At 74.5% G+C, this 22,661-nt stretch carries 12 protein-coding genes; 11 read left to right on the top strand and 1 reads right to left on the bottom strand.

Translation table 11 applies throughout. The features are described 5' to 3' along the window. Positions 1-338: 338 nt before the first annotated feature. From IO40_RS0108110 to IO40_RS0108075, 9 genes are all read left to right on the top strand, one after another. Positions 339-1,310 (top strand): nucleoside hydrolase, encoded by a 972-nt coding sequence (locus IO40_RS0108110; RefSeq protein ID WP_016467160.1) that lies wholly within the window; start codon positions 339-341, stop codon positions 1,308-1,310. 9 nt (positions 1,311-1,319) lie between these two features. Then, positions 1,320-2,741, top strand: coding sequence for a uridine transporter UriT (gene uriT, locus IO40_RS0108105; protein ID WP_031175157.1), 1,422 nt, complete (start codon positions 1,320-1,322; stop codon positions 2,739-2,741). 76 nt (positions 2,742-2,817) lie between these two features. Next, positions 2,818-3,726 carry a ribokinase gene (locus IO40_RS0108100; RefSeq protein ID WP_031175156.1) on the top strand — a complete coding sequence of 303 codons (909 nt, stop codon included), beginning with the start codon at positions 2,818-2,820 and terminating at the stop codon, positions 3,724-3,726. Between the two features lie 94 nt (positions 3,727-3,820). Next, the gene (gene rpmF / locus IO40_RS0108095; protein ID WP_016467157.1) at positions 3,821-3,991 is read left to right on the top strand and encodes a 50S ribosomal protein L32; all 171 of its coding nucleotides are present in this window, start codon (positions 3,821-3,823) and stop codon (positions 3,989-3,991) included. Positions 3,992-4,148: 157 nt separating this feature from the next. After that, a complete protein-coding gene (locus IO40_RS37930; RefSeq protein WP_016467156.1) occupies positions 4,149-5,024 on the top strand; it encodes a lipase family protein in 876 nt (291 codons plus the stop codon). Further along, a complete protein-coding gene (locus IO40_RS39385) occupies positions 5,021-8,071 on the top strand; it encodes a caspase family protein (RefSeq protein WP_031175155.1) in 3,051 nt (1,016 codons plus the stop codon). Before IO40_RS37930 ends, IO40_RS39385 begins: the two co-directional genes overlap by 4 nt. A gap of 43 nt (positions 8,072-8,114) precedes the next feature. Beyond that, on the top strand, positions 8,115-13,139 hold the full coding sequence (locus IO40_RS0108080) for a hypothetical protein (protein ID WP_031175154.1): 5,025 nt from the start codon (positions 8,115-8,117) through the stop codon (positions 13,137-13,139). Between the two features lie 419 nt (positions 13,140-13,558). After that, positions 13,559-13,756, top strand: a complete 198-nt coding sequence (locus tag IO40_RS37555) for a hypothetical protein (RefSeq protein WP_137034437.1) — start codon at positions 13,559-13,561, stop codon at positions 13,754-13,756. 65 nt (positions 13,757-13,821) lie between these two features. Then, on the top strand, positions 13,822-15,129 hold the full coding sequence (locus IO40_RS0108075) for a S8 family serine peptidase (protein WP_078659735.1): 1,308 nt from the start codon (positions 13,822-13,824) through the stop codon (positions 15,127-15,129). 105 nt (positions 15,130-15,234) lie between these two features. On the opposite strand, the gene IO40_RS0108070 is transcribed toward IO40_RS0108075, so the two are convergent. Then, entirely contained in the window at positions 15,235-19,173 is a 3,939-nt protein-coding gene (locus tag IO40_RS0108070) for a type VII secretion protein EccC (protein WP_033229255.1), read from the bottom strand. A gap of 311 nt (positions 19,174-19,484) precedes the next feature. Here IO40_RS0108070 and eccD point away from each other — a divergent pair, with 311 nt between their 5' ends. Together eccD and eccB are read left to right on the top strand one after the other, a co-directional pair. Next, positions 19,485-20,876, top strand: a complete 1,392-nt coding sequence (eccD, locus tag IO40_RS0108065) for a type VII secretion integral membrane protein EccD (protein ID WP_016467151.1) — start codon at positions 19,485-19,487, stop codon at positions 20,874-20,876. Between the two features lie 113 nt (positions 20,877-20,989). Beyond that, positions 20,990-22,540, top strand: a complete 1,551-nt coding sequence (gene eccB / locus IO40_RS0108060) for a type VII secretion protein EccB (protein WP_016467150.1) — start codon at positions 20,990-20,992, stop codon at positions 22,538-22,540. Positions 22,541-22,661: the final 121 nt, after the last annotated feature.

Below are 22,661 nucleotides of genomic sequence, written 5' to 3'. Positions count from 1 at the left end.
GGGAGCTTCCCCGGCGGGCCGCGCGTGTGTTCCCAGCCTAACGCCCTGGTGGCGACCGTCCGCGCGGTGGGGGAGCGGGGTCGCTTCGTCACCTCGCGGCGCGGTTTTCCGGGTGGGGGCTCCCCGGTCGTCCGCTGCGGACCCCTTGTGCCGGGGGCGGGGCGTCGTTACTCTCACGCCCAAGAAATTGTCAGACAATCTCCCTCTGGAGTGATCGTCTCCTGCGGCTCCGCTGTGCCCCGGCCCTCGCCCGGCACGGCCCGACACCGCACCCGACGCCCCACCCGGTCCCCGGCCGCGCGCCCCCACCCGACCCCCTCAGTCCGAAAGAACGCCCCATGCCCCTCACCGCACCCCGCCCGCTGCTCATGGACTGCGACACCGGCATCGACGACGCCGTCGCGCTCCTCTACCTCTGTCAGACCCCCGGCGTGGACCTGTGCGCCGTCACCACCGTCGCGGGCAACACCAGCGCCGAGCGGGCCGCCCGCAACACCCTCCAGGTGCTGGAGGCGGCAGGCCGCACCCGCATACCCGTGGCGGCGGGCGCCGGCGCCACCCTGCGCGGCGACGTCCACCCCGAGGCCGGATTCGTGCACGGCGACGGCGGGCTGGGCGGCGTCGAACTCCCCGAACCCGCCGCCGCACCGGACCCGCGCCACGCCGCCGACCTCATCATCGACACCGCCCGCCGGGCCCCGGGCGGGCTCGACATCCTCGCCACCGCCCCGCTCACCAACCTCGCGCTGGCCCTGCGCAAGGAGCCCCGGCTGCCCGAGATGATCGGCCGGGTCACCGTGATGGGCGGCGCCGTCCACCACCCCGGCAACATCAGCCCCGTCGCCGAGGCCAACATCGGACACGACCCGGAGGCCGCCGCGCTGGTCCTGGCCGCCGACTGGGACCTCACCCTCGTCCCGCTCGACGTGACCATGCGGGAGAACCTCACCGAGGAGCACCGCCTGCGACTGCTCGACAACGGCAGCCCCGTCAGCCGCCTCGCCGGTGAGATCCTCGACTTCTACTTCACCTTCCACGAGGAGACGGCCCTGCCCTTCCGCGGCTCGGCCTGTCACGACCCGCTCGCCGCCGGTATCGCCGTCGGCGAGGTCACCCCGACGCTCGCCCCCCGGCTGCACGTCACCGTCGACACCGCGGACGGCGCGGCCCGCGGCGCGCTCGTCGCCGACACCCGCGGCATCCACCGCGGCTACCCCGAACAGCCCGGCGCCAACGCGGCGGTCGTCCTGGAGACCGACGGCACCTTCCCCGCGCTGCTGGTCGAGCGGCTGTGCGAGACACGGAAGTGAGACGCGGCGATGACTCCTGACCTGACCGCCCGGCCGGCGAAGACGGCGGCCGGAACCGCGGCGCTGATGACGGCGCTGCTCACCGCCTGCGTGGCGTTCCAGCTCAACGCGGGCATGCTCAGCCCCGCGCTGGTCACCATGGCGCGCGAGCTGCGCACCGACGAGGCCGGCACCGGACTGTCGCAGACGGCCTTCTTCACCGCGTGCGCGATGTTCTCCCTCTTCCTGCCCCGCTTCAGCGACATCGCCGGCCGCCGCCGCGTCCTGCGGTGGATGCTCGTCGTCCTGGCCGCCGGAACGGTACTGGCCGCACTGGCCCCGAACATCGCGGTGCTCGACATCGCCCGCGTGATCCAGGGCGTCTCGGGCCCGGTCGTGCAGATCTCCTTGCTGATGCTGCGCTCGGAGATCACCGACCCGAAGCGGTTCGGCACCCTCATGGGCGTGGTCACCGCCGTCAACGGCGGTATCGCCGGCGTGGACGCGCTGGCCGGCGGCTGGCTCGCCACCCACTTCGGCTTCCGCAGCATCTTCTGGGTGATCGCCGTGGTCGCGGTCGTCGCGGTGGTGGCCGTCACGCTGGGCTGTCCGGAGTCCCGTCCGTCCGCGGGGACCCCGATGGACTGGCTGGGCGTGCCGCCCGTCGTCATCAGCGTCGCGGCGCTGCTGCTCGCCGTCGACCAGGCCCAGAAGCTGGGCGGTGCCAACTGGCCGCTGGCGGCCGGGGAACTGGTGCTGGCCGTCGTCGCGTTCGCGGCGTTCTGGAAGGTGGAGAAGGGAAGCAGGCATCCCCTGGTGCGGATCAGTGATCTGCGGCAGCGCACCACGTGGGCACCGCTGCTGACCACGCTGCTCACCCTCGTCGGGGTCTTCGCGACCGTCAACGGCGTGCTCATGTCGTTCGTGCAGAACGAGAAGGCCGGTTTCGGGATGGGTGCCGGTATGGCGTCCCTGGTCTTCCTCACCCCGTTCGCCCTGGTGGGCTGGCTCGTCGGCCCCTTCACGGGCCGGCTGGCGCCCCTCGTCGGCTACGGCCGGATGCTGCGCTGGGGACTGCTGGGCAGTCTGGTGGTGATCGTCGTGATGGCGCTGGTGGGCGTCCACTCGCTGCCGGTGATGGCCGCCTGCACGGTGCTGCTCGGCGTCACGTACGCGGGCATGGCCAACATTGTGCTCAATCTGCTCGGTGTCGTCCTGGCGCCCAAGGACCACCCCGGCTTCCTGCCCGGCCTGATCTCGGCCGCGTTCGGGCTGGGCGCGGGGCTGAGCTTCGCGCTGCTGTCCGCCGTCCAGGTCTCCGGCAGCCCGCAGGGCAGCTCCTCGTCCGCCGGGTACGTGACCGCCATGCTCACCGGGGCCGTGGTCGTCGCCGGTGCGTACGCGGTCTCGTTCCTCATCCCGCGCCCCCGTGAGGCGGAAGTCGCCCCGTGACGGCGGGGCCGCCGCCCCACCCCGGGTCCCGCCCGCACCTCACGTACCGTCCCGTTCCCCGCAAGGAAGATGCACCGTGATCGCAGTCGTCGGCAGCCTCAACCAGGACCTCGTCGTCCCGGCACCCCACCATCCCGTACCCGGCGAGACCGTGCTCGGCGGCGACCTGGCCCGCCATCCCGGCGGCAAGGGTGCCAACCAGGCGGTGGCCGCCGCCCGGCTGGGCGCCGCCGTCGCCATGGTCGGCCGCGTCGGTGACGACCCGGCGGGCGGCGCGCTGCGCTCCGCCCTCGGCGAGGCCGGGGTGGACACCCGCCACGTCACGGTCACCGGCGGGGCGCCGACCGGGCACGCCCTCATCACGGTGGACCCGGGCGGCGAGAACACCATCGTGGTCAGCCCCGGCGCCAACGCCCGGCTGGGGGCCGCCGACTGCGAGGGCGCGGCGGAGCTGCTGCGTTCCGCCTCGGTCACCGTCCTCCAGCAGGAGGTGCCCGACGAGGCCAACCACGCGGCCGTCCGGCTGGCCGGCGGCACGGTGCTGTACAACCCGGCGCCCGCAGTTGCCGGCGCCGTCGTCCCGCCCGGTGTGGATCTGCTCGTGCCGAACCGCACCGAACTGGCGGCGCTCACCGGCCGTCCCGTGCCGGGCACGACGGAGGAGGTGGCCGCGGCTGCCCGGGAGCTGACCGGGGCCGGTGCCGTCGCCGTCACCCTCGGCGGGGACGGTGTGCTGCTGGTGGAGGGCCGCGCCCACCTCCACGTGCCCGCCTGCCGGGTGCCGGCCGTGGACACCACCGCCGCGGGTGACGCCTTCTGCGGTGCCCTGGCGGTCGCCCTCGCCGAGGGGGACGGCCTGGAGCGGGCGGTGCGCTGGGCGTGTGCCGCGGCGGCGGTCAGCACCACTCGGCGCGGCGCCCAGCCCTCGCTGGCCCGGCGGCCGGAGGTGGCACAGATGCTGGCCGCCGCGGCAACGGCGGGGTGACCGGGGCGGGGACGGCGGGGCGAGGCGGCCCGGATTTGATACTGGGAACCGTTTTCAATAACCTGGCGGCGTCCCGCACCCCCAGGAGGTTCCCGTGGCCGTCCCCAAACGGAAGATGTCCCGCAGCAACACCCGCCACCGCCGCGCCCAGTGGAAGGCAACGGCACCGCAGCTGGTCCCCGTCGTCCTCGACGGAAAGGTCCACCGGGTGCCGCAGCAGCTGGTGAAGGCCTACCAGCGGGGGCTGCTGCGGCCGGAGGACTGAGGCCGCCCCCGGCCCGGCCCCGCCCCTCGATCCCGCCCCCGGGCCCCGTCCGGAACGCCGCACCGGACGGGACCCGCCGTCTCAACTGCCCGCCGTAACACGGGACCTGGCACACGGTCGGCCCCTATAATCCCGGGGACGGTTGTGAGGGGGACGCATGTCGCACGTCGTGATGTGTCACGGTATCGGCTACCAGTACAAACACCGCGAGACATCGCTGACGGAGTGGTACGGCGCCCTGCGCACCAGCATGAGCGACGCGGCCCACCCGGTACCGGAACCCGAACGCGTCTCCGCCGTCTTCTACGGCAACTGCTACCGCAGCCTCAACACCAAAAGCGCCGGCACGGACGACGAGTTCGCCGACATCCCCCCGCTGCGCGCCGGCGATGTGCGCGACCCCGTCGAAAGCGCCCTGCTCGACGTGTTCGCGCAGGGAACCGAGGCCCCGGCGCCGGGCGGCAAGGGCGCGACCCAGGCGGCACTGCGCCGACTGGAGAGGTCCGAGGCGCTGGGCCGGCCGTCCTCGCGCGTCGTGATCTGGCTCGTCCGCCAGGTACGCCGCTACCTGGACGCGGACGACACCGTACGCGCCTGCGCCCAGCAGCGCTTCGCACGCGTCGTCACCCCGGACACCAAGGTGGTCGTCGCGCACTCGCTCGGCTCCGTGGTCGCCTACGAGGCGCTGTGCGCCCACCCCGAATGGAACGTCGACACCTTCGTCACCCTGGGCTCGCCCCTGGGCCTCGGACTGATCCGCGAACGCCTGCGGCCCGCCCCCGGCGAGGACGGCGGCCACACCTGGCCCCATGTGGGCCGCTGGATCAACGTCGCGGCCGACGAGGATCCCGTCGCCCTGGTGAAGAAGCTCGGGCCCGTCTTCGGCGACAAGGTGGAGGACCGGCTCGTCGTCAACCTGCCGTGGTTCGACCCCAAGCGGTACGTCCTGGGCGGGCACTCCGTCATGCGGTACCTGACCACCGGCGAGGTGGCCGACGCCGTCGCCGAAGCGCTGCGGGCCCAAAAGCGGTGACGACCCGCACCGGCGGCGCCGACGGGATCGGCCGCGCCGACAGAGTCGCACTCGTGCTGGGCACCAGCACCTTCAAGGACGGCTTCGAGCCGCTGTCCCGGGTGCCGGACGAGGTACGCATGATGAAGGCGGTGCTGGCCGAGTCCGCCCGCTGCACCATCCACCCAGCCTCGGATCTCAACCCCACCGTGGCCGAACTGAAAAGCGCCTTCGAGCAGGCCCTCGAAGGCGACGACGGCGTCCCTCCCGACCTGCTGATCTTCTACTACTCCGGCCACGCGAACGAGTTCGGCGACGGCGACCTCGCCCTGGCCGCCCACGACAGCGAGAAGGCGTGCCGCGCCACCCAGCTGCGGGTGGACGACCTCTTCGCGCTCCTCGTCCCGGACAGCCGGCCCCGCCCCCGTGAGGTCGTCCTCCTCCTCGACACCTGCTACGCGGGCATGGCCGTGGCCAGGTTCCAGCAGGCGGCCGGCGTGGAGCGGACCAAGGGCGGCGACCTGCCCGTCTTCACCGCGATAGGCGCCATCGACCGCCTCGGCGAGGCCCAGCAGTTCCACTTCACCGACTCCTTCGCCGCCGCCGTCCGCACCGCGGCGGCGGGCGAGCAGACGGAGTTCCTGCCGATGGACGTCCTCGTCAGGGAACTGGCCGCCCGGATGCGGAAACTGCCCGGGGACGGCGGGCCGCCCGTCCCCGACTTCCTGCCTCCGCTGGGAGACACCCGCGCCTTCCCCAACCCCTGGTACCTGCCGCGTGCCGTCCGCCGCCCCCAGGAGGCCAACGACACCAGCGGCTGGGCCTTCTGCGGACGGCGGGAGCCGGCCGCGCAGATCGTCGACTACCTCACCGGCGAACAGGCGGCCGGCGGCCTGGTGGTGACCGGCAGCACCGGTTCGGGCAAATCGGTGCTGCTCGACTGGATTCACACCTCGGCCCACGGCGAACCCCTGCCCGCCGGCCCCCGCGCACCCGACCCCGCCCCGGCCGGCTGTCTCGACCTGCTGCTGGACGTACGGGGGATGACCGTGCCCGGCGTGGTGTGGAAGCTGGCCGCGCACTACGGCACACGCACCCCGCACGACGACACCCAGGCGCTCCTCGAAGCGCTGTGCGCCCGCCCCGGGCCCCTGCGGATGTGTTTCGACTCCGTCGAAGCGTGCGCCGACCCCGACAGCCTCTACGCCGACCTGCTGGCGCCGCTGGCCGCACTCGGCCACACCCGCGTCGTCATGGCCGGCAACCAGCCGCCCCGCAACTTCGCCGGACGGGTGGTCGACCTCGACGGCCCCGAGACCACCGCCCACGCCGCCGACGACATCGCCCACCTGGTCGCACACGTCCTCAGGCACCGCAAGGGCACCACCTGGGCCGGCGCCGACCAGCAGTGGCTCGACGACATCGCCCGCGCCACGGCACAGGCGGCCGGCCCGTCCTGGCTGCGCGCCTACCTGTTCGCCGTATCGTTGAGCGGCGACGACCCGGCCACCGCCCGGGTGAGGGCCGAACGCACCACCGCGGAACTCTTCCTCGACCAGCTCGCCGAACTGGACCCGGACGATCCGCGGTGGGCGCCCGACCTGCTGCTGCCGGTGGCCCTCGCCCAGGGCGAGGGACTGCCGGCCGACGGCCGGCTGTGGGCGGCCGTCGCCCGCCAGGCCAGCGGACGGGACGTCACCCCGGCCGACCTGGCACGGGTACGGGAGAAGGCAACGGATTTCCTCGCTGCTCCGGAGGGCGGCATGCACGGACACGGCTGGAGGTTCGAGCGTTCTCCGCACGCCCGGTACCTGGCTGAGTCTTTCGACGAGCAGTCGGCGCACGCCAGGTTCGTGGAAGCGATGACCCGGCAACTCCCCGCCCGCCCCTCGGGCGGCCTGGACTGGACAGCTGCCGACCACTACACCCGCGAACACTTCGCCCACCACGCGCGGCTCGCCGGAGTCCTCGACGACTACCTGGACGACCCCGAATTCCTGCTCATGATGGACTTCGAGGCACTCCACCGGGCCCTGACGTTCCTCCACGACAGCACCTTCGGCAAGATCGCGCGAGTCCGGTCGCTGTGCGGCGAACTCGCCGTCGCCGACCGCACCGACGGCCACACTCTCTCCCGCCTGGCACTGCTGGCCCAGGTGCACGGGCTGAGCGAACTCGCCCGGCGGGCCGGTGAGTCCGCCGTGGGCTGGCAGCCCGCCCTCACCTACAAGCGGCGCCCCGCCGCCACCGTCTACTGCCTGCCCCAGGGGGGCGAACTCGTCGTGGACGACGAAGGGCACATCCTCAGCAGGCCCGGCCCGGCCGGCGACCACTCCTGGCACACCGTCGAGACGCCGCTGCGCACGGGCCGTCTGACCACCACCTCCCTCATCGACGCGTCCGGGCCCGCCCTGTTCGCCGGGCAGAGCGACGGACAGGCATGGGTCCAGCGGCTCTCCGACGGCAAGCACACACCCATCCGCGGACTCGCCCTGGGCTGTCGGCTGGTCTCCTGTGTGCAGTCGGAGGCCGGCCTGCTCGTCGCCGGCACCGAAGGCTGGCAGTGGCGGCCCAAGGGCAGCACCACCGGGCCCGGGCCCGTCGTGAGCCGGGGCAGGCTCAGGATCGGCGGCGCCGCCACCGCCGTGCGCGACGGGGTGCCCCTCGTCGCCGCCCGCACGGCCAGGGACGTGACCGTCTGGCGTGCCGACGGCCGGTTCCTGCGCAGGTTCGAACCGCCGCAGGAGCTCGCCCTCACCGACATCGCCGCCGACAGCGAGGGCATCTACACCGGTGCCGGCGACGGCTCCGTGTGGTGGACGTCCTGGGACGGCACGGCGGACGGATGGCTCACCGGCCACACCGGCCCCGTCGCCGAACTGCGCGTCCACGGCCGGGTGCTGGTGAGCGCCGGCCGCAGCGGCGACATCAAACTGACCCCGCTCACCCGCGGCGCCGGCTCCCCCTTCCACCTCGACCTGGGACTCGACGTCTGCTCGGCGGACGTCGATCCCCACGGCCAGCTGGTGGCGGGCACGAGCGCGGGCGTGGTGCGCATCGCCCGTTGAACACCGACGGCGGCCCGCGCGACCGCCGAGCGAGGAGGACACCGTGAGTGTTGCGGAGGCAGGGGCCCCGGCCGGGCGCAAGGACGACGCACTGCGCTACGAACTGCGCATGGCCCTGCACGCGCTGGCCGGCGCGGTGGACTCGCAGCCCGCCGACGCCGAGCACGTCCAGCGGCTGCTGCGCGCGGTGATCGACCTCGGCGACCGCACGCTGCGCGGCGGCCCCCTGCCCCCGCGTCCCTTCGCCTACCTGGGCGCAGGCACCCCCATCGGCCCCGGCGCCCTGCTCGCCGAGTACGCCGACCCGGGCACCACGGGCCTCACCCCGCTGCTCGCCGAGCTCGACCCCGACCTCCTCGCCGAACTCGACGCGCTCCTGACCCGCTCGGAGAGCGCCGGCCACGCGGCGGCGCCCGCCGCCCGGGAGCCGGCCGGCCCCGACGAGGTCCCCCTCCTGCTGGAACCCGTGGCCGGCTGGTCCGCCGTCGCCCGCGCGACCGTCGCCTTCGGCGACCACCATGCGGCCGGCACCGGCACCACCCCGGGCAAGGTCCGCGCCGCGTGGACCGCGCTGCCGCCGGCAGCCGCCGCCGAGGTGGAACGGGGCCTGGCCGCGGCCAGCCGGCTGATAGCCGAGGTCGGCCGGCCACAGCTGCCCGCCGTCAGCGCCTTCATCGACGCGCGCGGCGTCCTCGCCCCCTCGCAGATCGCGCCGCACGCCTGTGCAGCCGCCGTCGCCCTCACCTACCTCGCCCGCCAGGGCGGCCTGCCCACGCCCGGACAGCTCGGCGTGCTGCCCCTCGCGGGCTGCGCCGACGACGGCACCTGGACGCCCTTCCCCGGCACCGGAGCGGCCCTGCCCGAGAGTGCCGACGACGGTCTCGACCTCCTATGGCGTACCGAGGAGGGCTGGCACCTGTCGGCCGGTACCGGGACCCGCACCGACCCCGACCCCGGCCTGTCCGGCGCCGCCCGCCTGCTGTGGGGGCCGGACTGGGAGGAGGCCCGGCAGGGCTGGGCGTGGCAGAGCCTCGACGACCACGCCTGGCGGGTCCTGCACGCCACCGGCGGCACCGGCGGGGACGGCGCGTGGCTCGCCGGGGACGGCACCCTCCTGGTCGAACTCGACCAGGCCGCGTTCCTCGCCGAGCGGTTCCTGCGCCGGCCGGCCTCGCGGGTCATCCAGTCGGGCACCCGCAACAGCGGCAAGACCGTCTGCGCCCGCCAGCTGACCGCCAGACTGGAGGCGGCCGGCTGGCAGACGGTGGTGCTCTCACCGCTCCAGCGGCACCTGCCCACCGACGGCACCCTCCCCGCGGTCGTGCAGGCAGCCCTCATCGCCACCCGGGCCGAGACCTCCCGCAAAACCCTCGTCGTCCTGGAGGACCTGCACGCCCTCAACGGCGGCAACGTCGGCAAGACCCTCGAATCCCTGGGCGACCTCAAGGTGGCGGTGCTCGCCCTGACCCGCTACGTCGACGGCGCGACCAGCAGCTGGGACAGCCACGGCGTCACCGCGTACATGACGCCGCTGGCCGCCGAGGAGATCGCACGGCTGGCCCGCCGGCTGATCGACACCCATCCCGCCGAGTACCGCGCACCGGACGGCGAGCAGGGCATTCCGCTGGCCGTCGAAGCCTGCCAGGGCGACCTCGGCGTCCTCGTCGACCTGCTCCGCGCCGGTGTGCCCGACGCCCCGCTGGGGGAGAACGGCCGGCGTGACGCCGCCGGACTGGTGCGCCGCCAGGCCGAGGAGGCGTGCGCTCCGCTCACGGGCGCGGCACGGGAGGCCGTGTGCCGGCTCGCCGCCGTCTCGGCGCTCGACGAGGGCGTCCCCGTCTCCCACCTGGCGCAGGTGCCCGAGGAGACCCGCCGGGCCCTCGGTGTCCGCGTCACCGACGAGGTGGCCCGCATCCCCAGCGGGGTGCGCGCGGAAGCCGTACTCATCTGCGTCAGCCCCAACGGCCGTGACGACCTGCGCGGCCATCTGGAGCGGTACGTGTGCGACGCGCTGGGGGAGGGGCAGCACGAGCGGGTGCGCGCCCTGATGGCCAACTGCGCCGCGTACGCGCCCGTGGAGCTGGCCGAACTGCTGGAGGACCAGGCCGTCCGCCGGTCCGTCACCACCTGGGCCGCCGGGGCGCACACGCCGGCCGCCCTGCGACTGCTGCGCCTGTGCGGGAAGCACAGCGACCCCGGCTGGATCGCCGAAGCGCTCCCTCCGGTGCTCGCCCGGGTGCCGGGCACCCCGGACCTGACCGTCCGAGACCTGACGACCGCCCTCAAAGCCTGCTGGGACCACCAGTACCAGCTCACCGGCACCGAGATCGCCGACCTGTTCACCTGGGTGGGCAGCCCCGGCCTGGACGAGGTCCTCGCGCGGCCGTCCGCCGTCCGGGACCGCTACCACCTCGTCCGCGCCCTGCTGCGGCTGTCCGGGGAGAACACCGCCCCCACCGACACCGTCTGCCAGTGGCTGGAGAAACGCGCCGAGGAACTGGTGCGCGGCGCCGACCCGCACCGCCGGCACGACGACCTCATCAAAGTGCGGCGCATGGACGAGCTGATCTTCCGCTACTCGCGGGAGGCCCGCGGCCCCGAAAGCCACGAGAACCGCACCCGCGACCGGCTCCGCCCGCTGGAGAAGGCGGCACAGACCCTGCTGGAGGCCCACCCGACCCGGCAGACGCCGCTGCCCGCCGTCCTGGCCTGGATGTCCCTGTGGCTGCACTTCAACAGCGCCACCGACTGGGACGACCTCATCAAGCGGTACGAGTCGCAGATCCGCGCCGCGCTGGCGGGCGCGGACGCCAGCCAGATCAGCAGCTCCCTCGCCGACCTGGCCCGCAACAACAGGGGCTGGACCAACCGGCTGCTCAACACCCTCCAGCCCGGCCGGGCGCTGGCCGCCACACTGCGCGCCTCCACCCCCGCCGAGGCGGCCATCCTGATCTCCACCGTGCGCAACATCCACGGCGCCACCATCAAGACACTCCTCTACCGCGTCACCGGCGCAAGCCCCGTCGCCGACGTCCAGCTCGCCCGGGACCTGGCCGCCTCCATCCGGCGCCTCAAGGACGGCCGCGGTGCCGGCATGCTGCTGAGCAGCGTCAGCCGCGCCGACGACCTGTACTGCGACACCAAGGACCGCTTCGGCTACTGCCTGGCCCGCGAGCTGGGGCCGGCCTTCGCCCGCGAACTGATGGCCACCGAACGCCGTCCGGCGGTCATCTACCACTTCCTGCACGGACTGTGGGAAGCCGGCGCCGACTACCGCGCCGAACTGGAGGACCAGGCCCTCGACCTCGTCGTCTCCAGCATCCAGGCACAGCGGGGTGCGGCCCGCCCGTGGGGGCCGCGGCTGGCGATGCTGCTGATCGAGGACGACTACTTCGGCCAGAACTTCCTCCTGCGGCTCTCCGAACGCCTCGACACCCGCGTCCTGATCGAGCGCATGCGCAACGCCGCGCTCGACCCGCAGAGCATGGTGCACACCCACCGCCTGGGCCTGGCCGTGGCGCCCGGCATCGGCGCGGAGTACGCCAAGCACCTCAAGGTCGACCGCGTCGTCCGCAACCCGCTGCGCTGGGGCGCCGGCGAGGTGGCGCAGAAGCTCCAGGTCACCGCGAGCACCCTGCGCGCCGGGGGACAGCGGGACGCCACCGCCGTCGTGCTCGGCAACTTCAAGGCCGCCAACCCCCGTTGGGAATGGGAACGCAACCTGCGGGCCGTCCGCCGGATCGGCTCCTTCACCACCGCCCTCAACCAGCTGCGCAAACTGGACCCCTCCGCGGCCGGCAGCGTCGTCCACGCCATGAGCCGGCCGCAGGGCGACCAGGAGGTCTCCGACCTCACCGACATGGTCATCCGCGGCGTCGTCCACCCGCCGCTCGTCGCCGACCTGCTGGCCGCCGTCGAACGCTGCGCCCCCGGCCTCGGCAAACGGGAGCTGGCCGCCCTGCGCGACGAACGCGCCAAGCGCTGGCAGACCTTCACCGAGATCTTCAAGTTCGAGCAGGACCCCATCACCCAGGGCAGGATCGGCCAGGCCCTCGCCCGGCTGGGCGTCATGCCCGACGAGGAACCCAAGAACTGGATGGGCACGCTCGTCAACGGCGTCTGGTCCTCCACCCTCCCGCTGCTGGCCAGCCCCTGGGCCGTACGGGAAGTGGTACGGCTCGGATACACCTGGGACGCGCAGTGGGGCGAACAGCTCGCCGAGAAGGTCCACGCGGGCCGGCTGCTCACCCGGCTGCGGCTGCGCATGCGGCCCGATCTGCGCCAACTGCCCGACCTGCTGACGGTGATGTGGCTGACCGCACGCGACGACATCGTCGCGGACATCGTCGGCGAACTCACCGACATCGCCCCCGCCGTGCTCGCCGATGCGCTGGGCCTCAAGGAGGCGGGCCGTATGCTCAAGGCCCTCCGCCACGCCGAGCAGGACCAGGCCGCGGCACTCCTCGCGCCCGCCGTGGGACAGCTCCTCGACCGGACCCTCGCCCGCCCCCTCGTCGTCGATGCCGAAGCGCACTGGAAGACCGTCGGCTGGGCCGCGCAAGCCCTGGCCGACTGCTCGCTGAAGCAGTACATACCGGCCACCCGGCCCGCCCTGGAGCCCAACACGGTGGCCTACCCCGCGGCCGTCGCCTGGGCCACGGCATGGCTGCCCCGCACCGACTGGTCCACGGCCGCCGCCCAGGAGTCGAAGGACGCCTTCGAGAGGAACAGCCTCGCCCACTGGCACGCCGAGGACACCTGCATGGCGCTCGTCGCCGCCTCCAGGAATGGCCTGCTGCCCGCCGGCGCGCCCCTGGCCACCCCCTGGCTCACCGCCCCCGAGGCGGGGCCGGAACTGCTGACGCTGCTGTGCCGGGAAGCCGGCCGCACCCCGTCGATCGCCGCCCACGTGGCGACCCCCGGCGCGCTGGAGCGGATGCGGCGCACCGCCGGGGAACCGGGCGTCACCACGCTCCCCTGCCACGGGGAACTCACCGCCGCACTGGCCCGTATCGCCCCGTCCGACCCCCTTCCCGCCACCGCGACCCCGGACGAACTCGACCTGTGAGAAGCGCGGGACGCCGCCGCCCGGCGACGCCCCGGCGCACGGCGACCGCCGCCGCCCGGCCGCCCCGGGCGGCGGGTCCCGGCCCGTGCGGGCATGGTGGGCCCGGCCGGGCGACCGGACGGGAGGACGCCTGACGCGGGTCCGGCGGTGCGCCGTGCCGGGCGGTGACGAGGCGAAGGGGGCCCGGCGTTGGCGCGTCGTCTGCTGATCGTGGGCCGGACGGAGCCGGGGCCGCCGCAGCGCCGGGGACGCCCTCCGGGCCGCCCGCAGCGGGCCGGCGGCCCCCGTGCGCCGCCAGTGCGCTCAGCGCTACACGTGCACCGAGGGCACGGACGGGCACGGGAAGCGCACTGCGCGCAGACGCGCCCGGACGAGCCGGTGTCCACCACCCTCGGCACGCGCGGACAGGACGGCCGCACATGCGTGCCGCAGACCGCGCCAGCGCCGTACCCGCACTGCGCGACGGTGCGGCGCGGCGAGAACTCCGGCAACGCCCAGCACGCGCGCAGGGCCGTCGAGTCCACGTCCGCGCCGGGCGGCGGCGCCGGACGCCCGGCGCGGACGTGGAGGAGCTGCGCCGGCCGCTGCCCGACGACCTCGCGGGTCCGCGGGCATGACGACGGCGACGGCCGAGGGCACCGCGATGACGGGCCGACAACAGCGTTTTGTAGCATCACCTGCCATGTCACCAGGACCGCGTCGCCCTGCGGGGTGGCGGACCCTCTCCTGCGCACTGGCCACCGCGGTGCTCGTCGCAGCGGTGCCGGAGGCGGCGGTCGCCGTCGCACCGGCCTCCGCCGTTCCCGCCCGGACCCCGCCCCGGTCCGCGCCCGAAGCCGGTTCCGACGCGCCCTCACTGCCGCGCATACCGGCCGTCCTCGACGACAGAACCTGCACCGAGGCGTCCCGCAAGGCGCCCCGTATGACGCCCTGGCAGCAGACGCTGCTCAACCCGTCGGCAGCCTGGCGGCACAGCACCGGGCGCGGCGTCACCGTCGCCGTCGTGGACACCGGCGTCGCGGCGGACGGCGTGCCCGCACTGGCCGGCCGGGTGACCTCGGGGCAGGACAGCGGAAGCGCCACGGAGGACTGCGTCGGGCACGGCACCTTCGTGGCCGGGCTGATCGCCGCCGCCCGCAGCGAGGGCACCGGCTTCGCCGGGATCGCCCCCGACGCCAGGATCCTGGCCGTACGGGGGACCGACCGGCAGGGCCGGGCGACCGCCGAAGGGATGGCCGACGGCATCGACGCCGCCGTGCGGGGCGGCGCCCGCGTCATCTGCGTACCCCGCGCCCTGCCGCGGGGCGGGCCCGCACTGACCGCCGCCGTGCGCCGCGCCGTACAGCGGGACGTCCTCGTGGTGGCGCCCGCTTACGCGCCCCGCGAGGACGACGAGGACGGTCCGGCACCGGCTGCCTGGCCGGCGCGGCTGCCCGGCGTCCTGGCCGTCGCCGCCCTGACCCCGCAGGGCGCCGCAGACCAGACCCGGGCCCCCCGCACCCGGCCTGATCTGGCGGCTCCCGGCGTGAGCGTGATGAGCACCGGCCCGCGCGGGGACGGCTACTTCACCGGCAGCGGCGCCGAGTTCGCCGCCGCGCTGGTCGCCGGTACGGCCGCGCTGGTGGACGAGTACCGGCCAGGGCTGAGCGCCGCCCAGCTGGCCGAGCGGCTCACCAAAACCGCGTACCGGCCCGCCCCCGACACCGAACGGCGGCTGGTCGGCGCGGGCACCGTCGACCCGGTGGCCGCCGTCACCGGCGAACTGGGCGACAAGGGCGACCGCGCCGAGGCGGCGCCGGCCGCCGCACCGCACGTCCCGGCCCCGCCGCCGGACACCGGCCGGGACCGGGCGCTGCTGGTGGCCGGCGGGGTCACCGCCGTCGTCCTGCTGGTGGCCCTGGGCGCGGTGGCCGTACCGCTGGGCCGCCGCCGAGGCTGGCGCCCGGGCCGTCTGCCACCGTCCGGCCCCCAGGGTGCGGCCCGGCCCTGATCCGGCCCTGATTCGGCCAGTACCGCACGACCACACGAGAAACGGCCGCCCGCAGGGCGGCCGTTCTCCGTTCCCGGGCTCCACGGGCGCCGGATCAGGGCCGGTTCACCCCCGGGCCGGTGTCCCGTCCTGCTCCGACGGCAGCAGGGCGGTCTGCACCAGGCGCTGGCCGCGCCGGGTGACGTACAGGCCGCGGCCCGCCGGCAGTTCGCGGGGCTTCACACCCGGCAGGAAGGAGCCCTCGGCGGGCGGGCACGAGAGCATGAGCGTCGGGGTGTTGGCCTCCCGCAGCGTGCGCAGCAGCCCGGAGGTCATACCGCGCGTGGCTCCGTTGGCGCTGCGGGCCACGATCAGGTGGAGGCCCAGTTCGGTGCCCTGGGCGAGGAACTCCAGCAGCGGGGTGAACGGGCTGGCCGAGGAGAGTCCGGTGTCCACCAGTTCGTAGTCGTCCACGACCAGGAACAGCTGTGGCCCGGTCCACCAGTCGCGGGCGGCCAGCCGTTCGGGTCCGATGTCGGGGCCCGGCACCCTGCGCCCCATGGACCGGCCCACGGATTCGGTCAGCTGGCGGAGCCGTTCGGCGTTCACGGCGTAGCCGAGCCGGTGTTCCTCGGGCACGGCCGATGCCAGCCCCCGCCGGTAGTCGACCAGCATGACCCGCGCCTCGTCGGGGGTGTAGCGGGCGACCAGGGAGCGGCACAGATGGGCGAGCAGGTTCGTCTTCCCGGTCTCCTCGTCGCCGACCACGATCAGGTGCGGACTCGCCTCGAAGTCGTGCCAGAACGGCTCCAGCCGCTGGTCCTCCAGGCCGAGCGGTATCCGTACGTCCCCCTCGGGGGCGGGCAGGGTCCGTGCGTCCACCTGGAGCGGCAGCATCCGCACCGGAGGGGCGGGCGGGCCGTCCCACGCCGCGGCCACGGACTCCACCAGCGCGCCGAGCCCCTGGCCGAGGGTGGCGGCGTCCGGGTCGCCGTCCAGCCTCGGCAGCGCGGTGAGGAAGTGCAGCCGCTGCTCGGTCAGGCCGCGGCCGGGGATCCTGGGCACGGTGGCGGCGGCCCGCATGTTGACGACGGAGTCGACGGTGTCGCCCAGCCGCAGCTCGAACCGGGTGCCGAGCTGGTCCCGCACCGTGGTGTTGATCTCGCTCCAGCGGGTGGAGGCGACGACGAGGTGCACCCCGAAGTTGAGTCCCCGGGCGGCGATCAGCCCGAACGGCTGCACGAAGTCGAAGAAGTCCTGCCGCACCGTGGCCCAGCCGTCCACGACCAGGAACACGTCCCCGTGGTGCTCCCGGGGCAGCTCACCCGCTGCCCGCCGGCGCCGGAAGTCGGCCATCGACTCGATGCCGTGCTCGGCGAAGAGCCGCTCCCGGTGGGCGATCAGCGCACTCACCTCGGCCAGTGTCCTGGCGACCCGGTCGCGGTCCAGCCGTCCGGTCACCGAACCGACGTGCGGCAGACCGGAGAGCGCGGTGAGCCCGCCACCGCCGAAGTCCAGACAGTAGAACTGCACCTCACGAGGGGTGTGGGTGAGGGCGAGCGCTGTCACCAAGGTGCGGATCAGGGTGCTCTTGCCGCTCTGCGGACCGCCGGCGATGCCGACGTGCCCGCCGGGCCCCGACAGATCCGCGGCCAGCGGCTCCCGCAACTGGTCGAAGGGGCGGTCGACGATGCCGACGGCCACCTTCAGACCGCCCGCGCGGGACGGATCGGCCGGTGCCAGTCCCCGGTCCGGGGTCTCGGCCAGTTCCGGAAGCAGCGTATCCAGCGTGACCGGCACGTCCAGCGGCGGCAGCCACACCTGATGGGCCGGCGGACCCGAGCCGACCAGCCGGCGCACCGCCGTCTCCAGCAGGCTCGGCGCGTCCGGCGCGGGCTCGGCCGGCTCCGGCTCGGCGGGCGGCAGCTGCCGCGGCGGCACCCAGGAGGTGCTGAAGGGCACCACCTGCCCGGCGATGGCGGCCTGCCGGGCGCTGCTGCCGCGCAGCGACCGCCGGTAGGGGCCGGACACGTAGGCGGCCTTGAACCGCACCAGATTGCCCACGTCGTTCTTGAGCAGACCGCTGCCCGGCTGCGCGGGCAGGTTGTAGGCGTCGGGTACGCCGAGCACCCCGCGGCTCTCCATGGCGGAGAAGGTCCGCAGACCGATGCGGTACGACAGATGGCTCTCCAGCTGGTGCATCCGGCCCTCGTCCAGCCGCTGGGAGGCCAGCAGCAGGTGCACGCCCAGCGACCGGCCCAGCCGTCCGATCATCACGAACAGGTCCATGAAGTCGCGGTGCGCGGCCAGCAGTTCGCTGAACTCGTCGACGACCACGAACAGCGTCGGCAGCGGGTCCAGCGGCGCACCGCCCTCCCGGGCCCGCTCGTACTCCAGCACGGAGACGTGGTTGCCGGCCTTGCGCAGCAGCTCCTGGCGGCGGATCAGCTCACCGTTGAGCGCGTCCTTCATCCGCTCGACCAGCGCGGTCTCGTCGGCCAGGTTGGTGATGACCGCCGAGGTGTGCGGCAGCCGGTCCAGACCGAGGAAGGTGGCACCGCCCTTGAAGTCGACCAGCACGAAGTTGAGGGTCTCCGAGGAGTGGCTGAGCGCCAGGGCCAGCACCAGGGTGCGCAGCAGCTCCGACTTGCCGGAGCCGGTGGCGCCGATGAGCATGCCGTGCGGGCCCATACCGCCTTGCGCCGACTCCTTGATGTCCAGCTCGACCGGTGCGCCGTCGGAGCCCAGCCCGATCGGCACCCGCAGCCTCCGGGACGCCGGCCGGTCGTGGAGCCGCTCGATGCTGACAGTGTTCAGATCGGGGATGCCGAGCAGGTCGGTCAGCTCCCGGTCCTCGTTCAGCGGCTGGCCGGACTGCGGTGCGGTGCCCGGCCGGTAGGGGGCCAGGACGAGTGCCAGGGTGCGGGCCGCGGCCGTGCCCAGCCGGTCGGGGCGGCCCAGCGCGGTGGAGGTCTCCCGGCCGCTGCGGTCGGTGCCCACCATGTGCAGCCGGCCCGCCTCAGTCCGCAGCCGCAGCACACTGCGCGAGTGCTTCCACTCGGTCACCCCGCGCACGTCGAGCACGACCGCGTTGCGGTAGCCGGGCCCGGCCACCCGCGCGCCGGCCGGTACGTGGGCGGTGTCCAGCACGATGACCGTGTACGGCTCGTCCCGGCTGGGCGCGGCGTCCGCGGTGAACCGGGGCCGCCCGGCGAAGTCCTCGCCCAGCAGCTGCTCCAGCTCCGAGACGGACTCCGCGAGCAGGCGCACGCTGCCCACCCCGTCGGTGTCCGCGGCGTGCTGCGCGTGCGGCAGCCACTTCACCCACTCCCACCGGGACCGCACGTCGTCGTCGGCGACCGTCACCAGGTCCACGTCGCCGGGTGCGTGCAGCACCGCCAGCTGCCCCAGCACGGCCCGCACCATGCCCCGGGCCTCCTCCGCGTCACCGCGCAGCACGATCCGCGCGTAGGTCCGCAGCCGCAGCGCCACCGGCAGGTCCGGAACCGTGGAGTAGGCGCGCACGAACCGGCGCAGCGCGTGCGCGGAGACCGGCTCCAGATCCTCGACCGGCTTGGTGGACAGGGGGGAGAGGGCCAGCGCCAGTTGCTGCGGGCCGGTGGCGATGCGCACCTCGGCGAAGTCCTCGTGGGTCGGCCGCCGTTCCCACAGCCGGTCGGTGCGGGCCAGCGACCACAACGCGTCGGGGTCGGGATGCCGCCACGCCTGCGCGCGGCGCTGCTGGAGGATCACCTTGCGCACCCGGCGCCGGCTGGTGGACAGATACCGCAGATAGTCACGGCGCTCGTCGCGCAGCTGTGTCTTGCGGTCGTGGGCGCTGCGCAGCAGCTGGCTGATCAGCATGACCACCATGGACACGCCCATGAAGCCCAGGGCCACGTACATGAAGATCCCGCCGCGGCCCGCCATGCCGGGGCGCAGGAACAGCAGCACCATGCCCATGGAGCTGAGCGCCATCGGCGCGTACATCAGCATCCCGGACACCGCGCCCTGCCGCTCCGGCAGCGTCGGCGGCTCCTGGAGATCCAGTTCGCCCTGCGGCATCTGCGGCCCCGGGCGGCGCGGCGGGCGGCGGAACGTGACGGTGCTCAAAGGTGAACCTTCCGTGGAGGACGGCCGTCCACCGCGAGGCGGCGGGGCACGACGGGCCGGCCGGGACACCCCGCCGCGGCCCTCGGGCCGGACCGGTCGCCCCCCGGCGAACACGGTGCGGAACCGCTGCCGCAAACCGCCTGCTTTCCCGGCGAATTGCTCGCGGTGCCACCGCCCGAGAATTCCGGGCGGTGGCAACGATAATGTTCTCCTCAATCCCGCGTCGACCCGGCCCTGTTCCGGACAGCCAGGAAGCGAGCGCCGTGAGCGATACCACCGTCGGCCTGTGCCGAATAACCATCCGCGCGCCGGAGTCCGTCTTCGAGTTGGGCATCCCCGTCGACGTTCCGCTTGTGGAACTCATGCCCGTTCTGCTGGACTACGCGGGCGACGGACTGGACGAACTCGCCCTGGAACACGGGGGCTGGGTGCTGCAACGTCTGGGCGCCCCGCCGCTCGATGGCGAACTGACCGCGCGGGCACTGGAGCTGCGCGACGGTGACACCCTCCATCTGCGGCCCCGCAACGAGACGCTGCCCGAGGCCGCCTTCGACGACCTGGTCGACGGCGTCGGTGAAGTGCTGCGCTCCCGCTCCGACAGCTGGCGCCCCGAACTGACCCGGCGGCTGCTGCTCGGCCTGACGGTGAGCGCGCTGGCCGGCGGCCTGGTGACGCTGCTGCTGCCCGGACCGTCCGCCCTGCTGCGGGCCGGGGCCTGCGCGGCGCTCGCGCTGCTCCTGCTGGCCTGCGCGGGCATCGCCTCCCGGGCGGTGGGCGACGCCGCGGGCGGTGCGGCCCTCGCCGCTGTCGCGGTGCCCTGCCTGGGCGTCGCCGGCGCCCTCGTCCCCACCGAGGGCGGCCCGGAAGCGCTTCTCGGGGCACGGCTGCTGGCGGGCGGGGCGACCGCCACTGGTGCCACCGTGCTGGGGCTGGCGGCCGTCGCCGCCTGCGTCCCCCTGTTCCTCGGTGCCTTCACCGTCACCTTGCTGACCGCCGTCACCGGCGGTCTGGTGCTCACCGGGCTCGACCTGCCGGCCGCCGCCTGCGTGGTGGCGCTGGCCGCGGTCGTGGTGGGCGGCCTCGCGCCCGGGCTGAGCTTCCGGCTGGCCGGTCTGCGGCTGCCGTTGCCGCCGGCCACCTCCGAGGACCTCCAGGACGACATCGAGCCGCACGAGCCGCGCCGGGTGACCCTGCGGGCCGTGACCGCCAGCAACTATCTGACCGGCCTGTACACCGGACTGGGCGTGGTGCTGGCCGCCGCCGTCACCGCGCTGGCCACCGGCCCGGCCACCGACGACTGGCCCGAGCCGGTGTTCGCCGCCGCGCTGAGCGTGCTGCTGCTGTTGCACGTGCGTTCCGTGGGCAGCCTCTGGCAACGGCTGGCCATGCTGCTGCCGGGCGCGTACGGGCTGCTGCTCAGCGCCTGTGTGACGGCGGCCGGTGCCGGACCGGCCGGACGGCTGGGCATGACCGTGGGTCTGGTCGCCGCCGCCGCGGTGGCCGCGGTCGCCGCCTGGACGGTGCCGGGCCGCCGGCTGGTGCCCTACTGGGGCCGCGCCGGCGACCTGCTGCACACGGGGGTCGCCATCGCCCTGATCCCGCTGGCGCTCGCCGCGACGGGCGTCTACCACCTGATCCGCGGCATCAGCGGCTGACCGCCCGCCGCGGCCACCACGACCCCCGCACCGACCTCACCGCACCGTCATGCCCCGGCGGGGTGCGGGCACGCGCGCCGCGCGGCCCGTGCCCGGGCCGAGGAGGGAATCCCATGCAGTCCCGTAAGGACCAGGTACAGGCGCATCTGTTCGTGCTGGGCAGGCTCTCCTCCAGCATGCTGCGCGACGATCCGGACACCCCGGACGCACCCCTCGGCCGCACCAGGCGCGGCATGGGGTGCGGCATCGTGCTCGCCGTGCTGATAGCGGTGGGTGTCGGTCTCTACGGGCTGCTGGTGCCGGGCGGCAACACCTCGTGGCGCACCGACGGCACCCTCGTGGTCGTCAAGGACTCCGGCGCCCGCTACCTGTACACCGGGGGCCGGCTGCACCCCGTGCTCAACATGGCCTCCGCCAAACTCCTGGCCGGCGACAGTATGACCACCAAGACGGTGGCGTCCGCCTCACTGGACTCGGCCGCCCGCGGGGCACCCCTGGGCATCGTCGGGGCGCCCGACGGCCTGCCCGGCAGCGGCGACCTGCGCACCGGGAGCTGGGCGGCGTGCACCACGCGGGACCCGGCCGGACGGGGGAAGGACCGCGGCAGGCTGAGCGTCGCCGTCGGCGACCTGCCCTCCGGGCGAGGACTCGCCGACAAGGAGGCGACCCTGGTCACCGGCCCCGACGGCACCCGGTACGCGCTGTGGCGCGGCCAGCGGCTGGCACTGCCGCGTTCCTCGGACGGCCAGGCGGCGCTGGGCTGGTCCGGCCGGTCCGCGCCGTCCGTGCCGGCGGCGTTCCTCGACACCCTGCCCGCGGGACCCGACCTCGCCGCGCCGCACGTGCCCGGCCGCGGCGACGCGGGGCCCCGGCTCAGCACCGGCACCACCCGCCTCGGCCAGCTCTTCGAGGGCGCGGGCGGCCAGCACTACCTGCTGCGCCGCGACGGGCTGGTCCCGCTGACGCCCCTGCTGTACGAACTGCTGCGGGGTGCCCCCGCCACCCAGGAGAAGGCATACGGGGGCGGCACGGTCGGTGCCCGCAGGCTGGGCCCCTCCGACCTGGCCGAACACCGGGCCCCGGAGACCGCGGCGGGCGAACTGGCGCGCGGCCTGCCCCGTTCGGTGCCGAAGCTGGTGACGGCGGGCAGCGGTCAGGCCGTGTGCGCCCAGGTCACCCCGCACGGCCGCACCCCTTCGACCGCCGTCGTGGTACGGCCCGCCGACGCCGTGCCCTCCGGCGCCCCGGCACTGCGGCCCGGCGTCGGGCGAGGCTGTCTCCAGGCCGATCAGGTGTGGGTCGAGAACGGCGGTGGCGCGCTGGTCGGTTCGCTGTCCTCCTCCGGCGCGGGCGGTGCGCGGTACCTGGTGACGGACGACGGGGTGGCCTACCCGCTGGCCGCCGGCGCCGCGGAACGGCTCGGCTACGACGGCGCCCGCCAGGTGCGGCTGCCCGACGCCTGGCTGCAACTGCTGCCCGCCGGGCCGACGCTGGACGCGTCCCGGCTGTCCCGCACTGGGCTGGTCCGGGCGGCGGAGCGCCCTGCGGACTGCGGCCGTGAGGACCGGCCCACGGGTTCCGCCGAGGGCTCCGCAAAAAAGGCGGCGGACAGCGGGAAGGACAATACGGGCACGGAGCCGGGGAGGCGTACTACGGATGGATAACGAAGATCACGTGTAACCTCAATTCAACCTCAAGGCCGTTACTTTGTTCTCCGTCCCGGCATAGGCTGCGAGCCGTCGGCTCGTCAAAGTGCTTACGGCTGACGGCGATTCGACATGCCTG

It is taken from the genome of Streptomyces albus subsp. albus (genome assembly GCF_000725885.1).
Classification (GTDB): Bacteria; Actinomycetota; Actinomycetes; order Streptomycetales; family Streptomycetaceae; genus Streptomyces; species Streptomyces albus.
Note: the sequence above shows the minus strand (reverse complement) of the source record. Positions and strands in the feature narration are given on the sequence as shown.